The sequence below is a fragment of the Sutcliffiella rhizosphaerae genome (genome assembly GCF_917563925.1).
In the GTDB taxonomy this organism is placed as follows: Bacteria; Bacillota; Bacilli; order Bacillales; family Bacillaceae_I; genus Sutcliffiella_A; species Sutcliffiella_A rhizosphaerae.
The window spans coordinates 207,427-213,426 of record NZ_CAKJTJ010000003.1 but is presented as its reverse complement, the minus strand read 5'-3'; the positions used below and the strand labels follow the sequence as shown (position 1 = coordinate 213,426).

General features: G+C 40.9%; 6 protein-coding genes. 1 reads left to right on the top strand and 5 read right to left on the bottom strand.

The genetic code is table 11. From position 1 onward, the window contains the following. The first annotated feature begins 354 nt into the window (after window positions 1–354). The gene (locus LRP81_RS04665; protein ID WP_230500083.1) at window positions 355–603 is read left to right on the top strand and encodes a hypothetical protein; all 249 of its coding nucleotides are present in this window, start codon (window positions 355–357) and stop codon (window positions 601–603) included. A gap of 60 nt (window positions 604–663) precedes the next feature. Here LRP81_RS04665 and LRP81_RS04660 read toward each other — a convergent pair whose 3' ends face one another. The 5 genes from LRP81_RS04660 to LRP81_RS04640 all read right to left on the bottom strand — a co-directional run bounded on the left by LRP81_RS04660 (window position 664) and on the right by LRP81_RS04640 (window position 5,915). Beyond that, entirely contained in the window at window positions 664–1,461 is a 798-nt protein-coding gene (locus LRP81_RS04660; protein ID WP_230500082.1) for a M23 family metallopeptidase, read from the bottom strand. A 333-nt stretch (window positions 1,462–1,794) separates the two neighbouring features. Next, window positions 1,795–2,349 carry a dihydrofolate reductase family protein gene (locus tag LRP81_RS04655; RefSeq protein WP_230500081.1) on the bottom strand — a complete coding sequence of 185 codons (555 nt, stop codon included), beginning with the start codon at window positions 2,347–2,349 and terminating at the stop codon, window positions 1,795–1,797. A 207-nt stretch (window positions 2,350–2,556) separates the two neighbouring features. Beyond that, entirely contained in the window at window positions 2,557–3,582 is a 1,026-nt protein-coding gene (spoIID, locus tag LRP81_RS04650) for a stage II sporulation protein D (RefSeq protein ID WP_230500135.1), read from the bottom strand. Between the two features lie 207 nt (window positions 3,583–3,789). Next, window positions 3,790–5,094 (bottom strand): UDP-N-acetylglucosamine 1-carboxyvinyltransferase, encoded by a 1,305-nt coding sequence (gene murA / locus LRP81_RS04645; protein WP_230500080.1) that lies wholly within the window; start codon window positions 5,092–5,094, stop codon window positions 3,790–3,792. Between the two features lie 32 nt (window positions 5,095–5,126). Next, window positions 5,127–5,915 carry a YwmB family TATA-box binding protein gene (locus LRP81_RS04640; protein ID WP_230500079.1) on the bottom strand — a complete coding sequence of 263 codons (789 nt, stop codon included), beginning with the start codon at window positions 5,913–5,915 and terminating at the stop codon, window positions 5,127–5,129. Window positions 5,916–6,000 lie beyond the last annotated feature (85 nt).

The window sequence follows — 6,000 nt, the reverse complement described above, 5'->3', positions numbered from 1 at the left end:
GGCGCTGGAGCTAGACACTAAGAAAAGCGCAAGCGACTTGACCAGCCCCGAAAAGCATAAGACGAGACGGCGAGAAGGTTGGGTATTACCTTCTTGACGGATTGGCTTATGACCTCGAGGGGCTTGGCGCTGGAGCTAGACACTGCTCTAACTGTAAAAGTAATACTTTTCCTAAACTAAAAAAACCGCCAGACGGTACCCTCGTCGGCGGTCAAGACATTCTCTGATTTTATGCGCTGATGATGTTGTTGGTGTATCGGTAATGATAGTATACCCAGCTGGAGGCGGAAATATTCCTATTATTATGAACTTTGATTTGGAGAAGGGCTGTGCTGGGCGTGCTTGGGAGGTTTAATGGCGAGGCCAGGGGGATATATCCTTTTTTCCGAGCATTCCATGGGATGTGCAGCGATTTTAAAGGAGGTTAAAGAGGAGTTATTCATTTTATCGGCGAAACCGTGGGGGTTATCGACGAAACGAGGTGAGTTATCGACGAAAATCCAAGTGGTATCGACGGAACAAGGTAAGTTATCGACGGAAACGATATTATGTAAACTAGCATCAGCCACCCTCACAACACCTCTTCCTTTAAAAACAACATAAAAAAGAGCAGCAAGTGGTAAGCGCTGCTCTTTTATTCAATAGAGACTGGTATAGCTTTAATTATGCATGGAAGCTGACTGCATCTTCTTGTTCTTCATCAGAAGAGCCTTCGTCGTCATCCTTATCTTCTCCGTCTTCAGGCTTGTCTTCGCCGTCTGCAGGAGCTTGTTCTTGGTCACCGGCTGGCTCGCTGTTTTCTTCAGAAGCTTTGTCTTCCGCCTCAATAAGGGCAGTTACTGGCTTTTCAAAATAGCTTAATGGATTAACTGCTACGGAGTCTTTGCGAATTTCAAAGTGTACATGTGCTGTTTCTTTGTTCAGTTCGCTAATTCCCGCATTCCCGATTTTTTGGCCTTGTTCTACAAAGTCATTTACTTTAACTTCTACATCATCCGCTAAAGCTTGGTAAACTGTTTTGACACCATTGACATGCTCGATTTCCACGACAGTTCCAAGGATTGGATCTTTTTCGATATGTTTTACTGTCCCACTTAGGGAAGCAACTACATCGAAGGTTTCTCCGTCTCTCATTGCGATATCAACACCTGTATTAGGCTGGTATCTCCCGTTGTACTCAATGAAAGAATTTAATTGCTCTTCTTCAGATCCATTTTCATCCCAGAAGTGTTTTGCGATGACAGATGAATCGACGTCTGTTACCGGCATAACAAAGTTTTCTACCGGGCTGTTTACTTCAACGGAATCTTGATCACCGTAAGAAGTAGTTGGGCCTTGTCCTTCTGGATTAGTTCCTGGATTCACTTTTGTTTCATTACCTGATTGTAAAACTAAAACCGCTGTCAAAATTATGCTCGCGCATCCAAGATAGATTGCTGGGAATACCCAACGCTTTTTCATTAAACGCTGCCAATTTGAATTTTGAGAAGTCCGTTTCTTTTCTTCCTCTCTCATTGTATCATCACCTCAGCAATCATTCTGAACAGATTCCGAGAATAATATACACAACTAGTAAAAATTTTTTTGAAATGCTTATTTTCCTTCAAAATTTGGTTTTTATGCATCGTAATAGAAAAAAACTTTTGGAGGGTATTGTAAGCGAGGCTTTTGAATTTGTGGCATAACTATCAATCATGTGGATCTATCTTTTACTTGCATATATCATGAGGCTTAAGGAGTTCTTTAAAAGCATAAAAAATAGACCTCGCTGGCATCGCATCGAGGCCAATCTCTTCATGTTTGATAGACAAGGAGCACATTTCCACAAGAAAAAACTCGGTACTCAACAAGCTGTAAGTTTTGTTTGTGTTGATAAAACAATTTCTGTCCTTCACCAAGCAGAAGTGGATTGACAATGACTCGATACTCGTCAATTAAGCCATCTTTCATGAAGGCTTGTGCGACGGTTGCACCAGCAAACAAGACCATGTCTTTTCCTGCCATGCTTTTCAACTCAAATATTTCATTTTTAATATTGCTGCTTACCACTCTTGCATTCCATTGAGCAGATTGTAAAGTCTGCGAGAAAACAATTTTATCTTTCTCGTTCATTCTCCTGGCAAAATCACGAATTGGTTTGGATAAAGATTCATCATGTTCAGCCTGTGGCCAAAATTGCAGCATCATTTCATACGCTTTTCGACCGTATAAAATGGTATCCACCGAATACAAAAACTCAGCCATATACCTATGCATCTCTTCATCCATGACATGCCAAGAGCAATCACCATCTTTACCAGAAACAAAACCATCTAAAGACATCACCATGGAAAGAATTACTTTTCTCATCTAGACACCTCCATTAATTGTATTCGATAAAAGATTCTATTATCCTGTGAAAATAATGGAGAGAAATTCTTAACTATGGTGTATGTTTAAACCAATTTGGGAGAGCTTGTGTTTACAATTCTAGAGGGGAAACTTTAATGATAATGAAAGCTTCCCTCTTCATCAATTGTATTGAAAGCTACTTATATATTAACCTCAAAAGGCTTTTTATTGTCTCGCTGTTATGGTGTTCAAGTATTGCTCGGCACTTGCAATTTGGACGTCTTTGTAATAGTGGGAGACGATTTGGGTGTAAGTTTTCCCTTCCAACGCCATGCCGTTTGCACCGTATTGGCTCATTCCGACGCCGTGTCCGAAGCCTTTCGTAGTAATGACGATATTTTCCCCCTTTCGCTCCCAAGTGAAGTCACTGGAGCGCAATTTAAGGGTATCGCGCACTTCCCGTCCAGAGAGCTGCTTGCCGTTGATCTCTACTTTATCGACACGGTTACCTGTCGTCCGGGAGAGGATTTTCCCGACAGAACCACCTGTTGAAAGGTTGACACCAAGCTTCGATTGAAATTCCTGAATGGTAAGGGTTGTTTGACTTAAGAATTTTTCGGTATCCACATCCCAGGGGCTTTCAACACTGCGAAGGTATGGGATTTCGTTTGGCCAATATTCTTCAGAGTTTTCGGTAAAGCCGTTGCTTGTTGAAAAATAACTCGCATCAATTGGCTTATTATTATAAGTAAGCACCGAGCCTGCTGTTTCTGAGACCGCCTGCTTTATTTTTGCCAACTTCCATTCAAATTCCTCTGGTTTCCATAATTTCTTCAGTTCTTCGGGGCTTTTATAGACTTGGTGTTGCTCTGTGTCTGTGACATCTGCACCATTTGGTGTGCCCAGTTTTTCATCTGCAAGAAGCTGTCTTAGTATATACGTCCTCGCCGCCACCGCCTGCGCTTTTAGTGCCTCCAACTCAAAATCAGCCGGCATTTCAGAAGCCACCACTCCTATGATGTATTCTTCAAGGGGTATGTTTTCAATGGTTTCCTGTGTTTGACGGTAAACCGCTACATCCATTGGAGATTCCATTATTTGCGGTTGCTCTTGTTGCTTGGTTTGTTGGGGATCTTCAGCTAATTGGCCGCTCTCTTTTTGAATAAACGGCATGACTAACAATGTTGGTACCATTAATACCATGACAAATAGAATAGATGATAGTACGATGATTGGTTTTAAGTTTCTCATAGCGCAGAGCCTCCGATAAGTAATTGTGATATCTATACATTTCATTCTTATGGGAGTGGACAAGTTATTATGACTGGTTTCGGAAAAGCTTTTATTAAGATTAACCGTTATGTAGTTTGTCCTATTTTTCAAAATAATGAAAAAAGAGACAAACCCCAAAAGGAATTTGCCTCAATTTGTAGAATATACATATTATAATTAGCGATATTATGCTTCTTTCATCTGTTCCATAATGACAGTTTGTTCTTGTTCCATAGAGCTTACGCGTTCGATATCTGCGCCAAGTGCTGCTAGTTTGTTGTGGAAGTTCACATAGCCGCGATCTAAGTGCTTCAGTTCTGTTACACGCGTATAGCCATCAGCGATAAGTCCAGCAAGTGTTAAGGCTGCTGCTGCACGAAGGTCAGTTGCTGCTACTTCGGCACCCTGCAGATCAGATGGCCCATTGATGACGACAGAACGGCCTTCGATTTTGATATCGCCATTCATGCGACGGAATTCTTCGACATGCATAAAACGATTTTCGAATACGGTTTCCGTAATCATGCTAGTTCCTTCAGCTGCAAGTAACAAGGACATCATTTGTGATTGCATATCAGTTGGGAAGCCAGGGTGTGGCATTGTTTTGATGTCTATTGGCTTTAGCTTATCTGGACCAATTACACGTAATCCGTTTTCTACCTCTTCAAATTTAACGCCCATTTCTTCCATTTTCGCGATTAATGAGCTGGAATGTTCAGGCACAGCACCTTCCACAATGACGTCTCCACCTGTGATTGCTGCTGCCACCATAAAAGTACCTGCTTCGATACGGTCAGGAATAATATGGTGTTTGCAACCATGCAATTCCGTTACACCTTCTATTTTTATGGTTCCAGTTCCTGCTCCACGAACCTTTGCTCCCATGGAATTTAAGAAGTTAGCGAGATCCACGATTTCCGGTTCTTTTGCAACGTTTTCAATAATAGTTGTACCTTCAGCAAGTGTTGCGGCCATCATGATGTTTTCAGTCGCTCCCACGCTTGGGAAATCAAGATATATTTTCGCGCCTTGTAATCTTCCATCTACCTCGGCATCGATATAACCATTTCCAACTTTCACTTTAGCACCCATCGCTTCGAATCCTTTTAAATGCTGATCAATTGGTCTAGATCCGATTGCACAGCCACCTGGTAAGGCAATTTGTGCTTTTCCATTACGAGCAAGTAGTGAACCCATAACAAGTACGGATGCTCTCATTTTTCTTACATATTCAAACGGTGCTTCTGTATGAAGCTCTCTTGTTGCATCGACAGTTATACGATTATTTGCAAAATCAACATCGGCATTCAAGTAACGCAAAACCTCGTTAATCGTATAAACGTCGGAGAGCTCAGGTACATCTAAGATTTCGCATTTGCCTTTGCTAGCTAATAAAGTTGCGGCGATAACAGGTAATACTGCATTTTTGGCACCTTCTACTTTCACAGTACCTTTTAACCTTTGTCCGCCGCGGACGATGATTTTTTCCAACATGTTCCCCTCCGCGTCTTATATTCTATATATTAGTATTCAACAGTAATAATTGGCGTGCCTACAATAACGGTAGTCTTATCGCCCAATCCTTGTGTACGTAATCCAATTTGTAAGTTCATCTTTCCTTGCTGTGTTGGGAGAACATTATTCCATCGTTCCGTATATGCTGAAACGGAGACAAAAGTGTCTTCCCTGGTTTCTTCCACTTTTTCTGCTGAAAATGAGTCTAGCAATATACTTGTCGTATTTTGCAAACCAACTTTAATTTTATCATTGAACTCGCCAATCATACAACTAAATATTTCAAAGTCATCATGAGAAATTTTGGTAAGATTTAAATGGAAATCTTGAATAACCGCTGTTGAAATAGGCTCATCCCAGCCATACCCTGTAACCTCATATAATATGTACGAGCTCGGGGATGTCTTTGTGTGGGTAGTGATAAGTTGAATTGTCTCCTCCTGCTTACGCACATCATTATAGTACGTCCCAACTGCTTTCCATTGATCCTCTTCTTCTATCACATTCCAACTTAGATGGCCCATATTCTGTTTTAAACGATTTACCTCTTTTTGAAAAGCGACTAAATCCCTAATTTTATAGACGTTTAATCGTCCATAAAGTTTCCATTCTTGAATATTTATTTTTTCTTTTGTGAAAACCTCAGCGATTTCAAGTATCTCAGTACTGAATTCGGATGTTTCATGAGCTCTGCTTCTTTCATTCCCAAGAATTACCCCTATAAAACATATTCCGAAAATTAGTACTAGCCCTAGCAATCTATTAAATGTGTCTGGCCACTTTTTTGAATTCATCATTTCCCCAACGCCCCCGTCTTTTTATTACTATTCATTGTTGACACATTTAGGGTGTGGAATACGTGAAATTATTCGTCAAAATTCT